This is a genomic window from Shewanella sp. 10N.286.51.B8 (assembly GCF_041469325.1).
Lineage (GTDB): Bacteria > Pseudomonadota > Gammaproteobacteria > Enterobacterales > Shewanellaceae > Shewanella.
This window is the reverse complement of record NZ_JBFRKG010000066.1, coordinates 1-3,859: the sequence shown is the minus strand read 5'-3', so window position 1 is coordinate 3,859 and position 3,859 is coordinate 1. Positions and strand designations below refer to the sequence as shown.

The following is a 3,859-nucleotide window of genomic DNA, read 5'->3' as shown; positions in this document are numbered from 1 at the left end:
TGGAGAAAATCAGTTATACCTGTATAGGCAACCAGTCATTTGGACGACAAGTAAGGCGGTCATAATCGATTAGAAAAAGTAAGGTTATGCTGATTATCCCATTGCTAGCACCAACTCGTTTTGGTCGGATAAGCGGCACCTGTTACCAAGTGCCGCTCTCCTAAGAACCGTACGTGCAACTTTCACTGCATACGGCTCAAGCCTCCACTAAGGCGTACTATGTTACCCAGTAACCACAGGGGTTACCTTTGCAATACTCACTCGAAGCTTTGATACTTTTTGCTCCATGACTTTCCAATCTTTGGATTATCGTTGAGTAAAGCAAGGAGAGGCACTAACTTCAATCGAAGTCATCATTTGCGTTTCTCCATTAACAAAGTTCTTCTAATTTTCTTGCAACGGGAGACCAGCTGGAAGTGGGCTCACTTTCGTGCCAGACACTTGTCTGTATCTGCATCATTACAATGCAGCTTTAGCTTTCTCCAACCTCCTTTACCTGCACCACTATCGGCTATCTTCACAGATAACTTTCCCAATGGGAGCGATACAGGCTTACCGTGTTCCGTATGTCGCGCAATGTCAGGTTAGATGCCCACTCTAGTGCGGAGAGCTTTACAATCACGAAAGAGCATTGCCCAATCTCTTTCCTACTCTCGTTGCCATTTTGGCAACAGCGTATAAACCACTTCCGCTGCTTCACGTATAACGCACCTTTCGTGGATTCACATATGTTCACCATACTGACTCCCTAGCACTTACCCGACTTGTAGTTATCAGGAAGAACGTCCTCTCACGATTCTGTTCCCATTCGGTATAAAAAACCAAATTTCGTTACATTGTCTGGCTCGCTACTTTATTCAGAGCCATAGGGTCATCTGGTGATACAGATGGTTCACTCTAAGCGGTGAACAGCGCTTCATACGACTTCACGTCGCACGGGCAAAAGCGTGTTAGCTTTGCCCTGTTAAGATTGCACATTAAACCCACCCGATCATCAAATATCATATTCAAGTCGCTCAATATATTTGAGTAATGCCCTAGCCTGAACATCCTTACCATAACAGCCGTAGGTTATGTTTGGGTTCGTGTGACCGACTATCAGCGCCACTATATGTTCACTGATAGCTAATCGCTTAAATTCATCGATAAAGGTGTGTCGAAGACTGTAAGAATATAAACCACCCACATGGTCTAGCAGATCGTCAAACAGTGATGACATTAGTGCACTCGATTCATATCTAAATAGCGACTTACTTTAGCTATCCCTAAATATCCATCCTCAGTCATCACTTCTAGCGGAGTGCGACCATCAAATTTTTGGTTACGCATTGTGACCCACCCATAAAGCAGTTCAGGGTTTTGGGGGTAAAGTAATCGCAAAGCTTTATGGATTGCCAATAAGTACCCTACACGCTCATATGAATCACGCCCTGTTGGGATGCCAACCAAGCCTTCTTCCATAGATTTTATTTTCTTACGACTAGAAGGGCTTATACCAAGCAATGAGCATTGGGCATCCTGTGAAATCCCCCAATACTTAAAAAGCTTTGTGACTGCTTTCGCAAGTACTCTCGACTCGACTTTGTTGACCGTTTTAGCTTGCACTCTATTTGTTGCTAACATATCAAAATCTCCTCATACTTTATTACATTATAAGGTCTGCAGGGACTGTAGTGGTCAACTAATATTGGTCACGATCTTAGAGTTTAACCAGAACAATCGCTATGTAATGGCAGATAAAACTGGTCTCTGTTTTAGAGTACTCAATAGACAAGGTTATCTGTCTTTTTACTGACTTTCATTTTATAACCACTATAAATGGTATACCTTATTTCTAAGTAATCCTGGGGTCATAGGCACGGAACCCTTGGGGTTGCTAATGAACTTAACATGCCCTGCGATTAATTTCTCCGTAGCATCATGCTGATGACCAGCGATCCAATATCTAGTTCTTAGAATTAATTCGTCCGATAAAGAGGCATGATAGAACGGGGCATATTCACTCGTACGATTTATATCTAATGCAAACGCTTCTAAATTGGGAAGGTGATGAGATACAACCAAATCCACCTTCGGCGGAAAATTATCAACAAAACTCTTAAATTGCTCTTCAATAATCTTGTAATTAATAAATTTCGGGTCATTCATCAATAGTCCGTAATCATCTAATAAAGATTTTGAGTAAGTGTGGATCGGAAACCACAAAGAACCACCGTAAATTAAAAAACCATCGATTACGATTGATTCATTGTTTAAAAAGTATAAATTGTCTACCAGCTGGCTATGATATTTTATTTTTTTCAAGGGCGAATTAGATAGCACTGTTGAATGGCTTACGTTATTAACCGATTCCTTTATAAAATGATAAGGATTCATTTTGTATAAACGATTTTTATTACTATACCATTCATGATTTCCACAGACATATATAACCGCACGAAAGTATTTACATAGAATAGTTTTTATATACTCCATGCCAGAGAGTGCATTAGCAGCATCACCCGCGATAATTAGAACGGCCTCAGGATCAAAGTCTAACCAAAAATCCTTTCTTATTTTAAAGTTATCAAGATGCAAATCACTCACAGGTATAAACTTCATATAATTACTCATTATTTTTTAATATAAATATTGCATCAAAGATGCTGAAAAATAAGGATATATCATCAGGTCGCAAGTCCCTTACGCTTTAAACCTGCAAATTGAGAATTTTAACAACGAAAAGCATTGGAGCATTACTGGGAATATATCGTCTTGTACAAGAGCTAGCATTGATGAATGTTGTTATACCATCTGACTCCCGACCATATCCCTCATGAATGTGCCCACAGACATGAAACTGAGGCTTTACTCGCTGGACAGCACTTAATAAGTCATTGCAGCCCACATATTTTCCTTCTAGATTTTCATCTAAATGACGATAAGCTGGCCCGTGTGTTATCAGGACGTCTGTGTCGTCAGGGATTCGATCCCATTTCTGTTGTATTTCTGCTCCTCTCTGCAAATTAAACGCCCAATTCAAGAACCAGGGTTGCCAAGGTGAACCGTAAAATTTAATTCCACAAATCGTTACCTCTTCATCCTCGAGGTATACGGCATTTGTCATAGCCGCTCTAGCTTGAATCGGATTACTTTCAAATACTCGGTCATGATTACCAGCTATAACGATGCGATAGCGGTGCGGTAAATCTGTAAGCCAAGCGTTAAAATCATTCAACTCTTCCAGTTTTCCTGACTTCGTGATGTCACCTGCATGAATAAATACGTCAGCATCAGGAACTTCTATCTGTCGATACATACCATGCGTATCGCTAATCACAACACATGTCAGTTCGTCATTCATCTATTATAAACCCTACGTTAATTGTGTATTCAGTAAGCACAAGTTCATCTTTTTTTAGATCAACTTTCGCAGTTCATACGCAGAAATAGTCACTTTTATTCTTTATTTTTACTGACTTATTTGAGCTACCGAAATTATTAATCTTAGTATTTAAAACCTTATAACCAAAAGGTAGAAGTGTCAATATTTACATTAAACATCAATGACTTAAACCGTACACCATAAAATTTAATTAGCTTGTAATTTATGTATACCTTCCATTAATTAGTTTTGTATTTTAATAATTAAGTGATCGATGGACTACTTTCAGTTCTTACCAGTTGGTCTCATTCAGCGAGTTCCATACAAACTTAGATCTAAGCCAAACGGACTCCCCAGTAGTGAAAAATCCAGTACTGGAAATAAAATCAAAATATTACAGTACTGGAACCGCTACCAATTATTTTAGAAGTGAGTATTTACGTTTGAATGCTTCATTAGTGGAATTGCAGTTAATTTGTTCTGGTCTAATTCCAT

At 39.2% G+C, this 3,859-nt stretch carries 4 protein-coding genes; all 4 read right to left on the bottom strand.

All coding sequences use genetic code 11. The annotated features are described in order from the left end of the window. Positions 1 to 994 precede the first annotated feature (994 nt). On the bottom strand, positions 995 to 1,219 hold the full coding sequence (locus AB4160_RS19185) for a hypothetical protein (protein ID WP_198590441.1): 225 nt from the start codon (positions 1,217 to 1,219) through the stop codon (positions 995 to 997). Continuing rightward, positions 1,219 to 1,623 (bottom strand): antitoxin Xre-like helix-turn-helix domain-containing protein, encoded by a 405-nt coding sequence (locus AB4160_RS19180; RefSeq protein ID WP_102476983.1) that lies wholly within the window; start codon positions 1,621 to 1,623, stop codon positions 1,219 to 1,221. Before AB4160_RS19180 ends, AB4160_RS19185 begins: the two co-directional genes overlap by 1 nt. 189 nt (positions 1,624 to 1,812) lie before the next feature. Continuing rightward, positions 1,813 to 2,601, bottom strand: a complete 789-nt coding sequence (locus tag AB4160_RS19175) for a metallophosphoesterase (protein ID WP_102476984.1) — start codon at positions 2,599 to 2,601, stop codon at positions 1,813 to 1,815. Positions 2,602 to 2,689: 88 nt separating this feature from the next. Then, entirely contained in the window at positions 2,690 to 3,343 is a 654-nt protein-coding gene (locus tag AB4160_RS19170) for a metallophosphatase domain-containing protein (protein WP_372006039.1), read from the bottom strand. Positions 3,344 to 3,859 lie beyond the last annotated feature (516 nt).

Bases quoted from the DNA above. Each gene is read 5' to 3' on its own strand.
- AB4160_RS19175 (WP_102476984.1), bottom strand. From the start codon at position 2,601: ATGAAGTTTATACCTGTGAGTGATTTGCATCTTGATAACTTTAAAATA.
- AB4160_RS19170 (WP_372006039.1), bottom strand. From the start codon at position 3,343: ATGAATGACGAACTGACATGTGTTGTGATTAGCGATACGCATGGTATG.
- AB4160_RS19185 (WP_198590441.1), bottom strand. From the start codon at position 1,219: ATGTCATCACTGTTTGACGATCTGCTAGACCATGTGGGTGGTTTATAT.
- AB4160_RS19180 (WP_102476983.1), bottom strand. From the start codon at position 1,623: ATGTTAGCAACAAATAGAGTGCAAGCTAAAACGGTCAACAAAGTCGAG.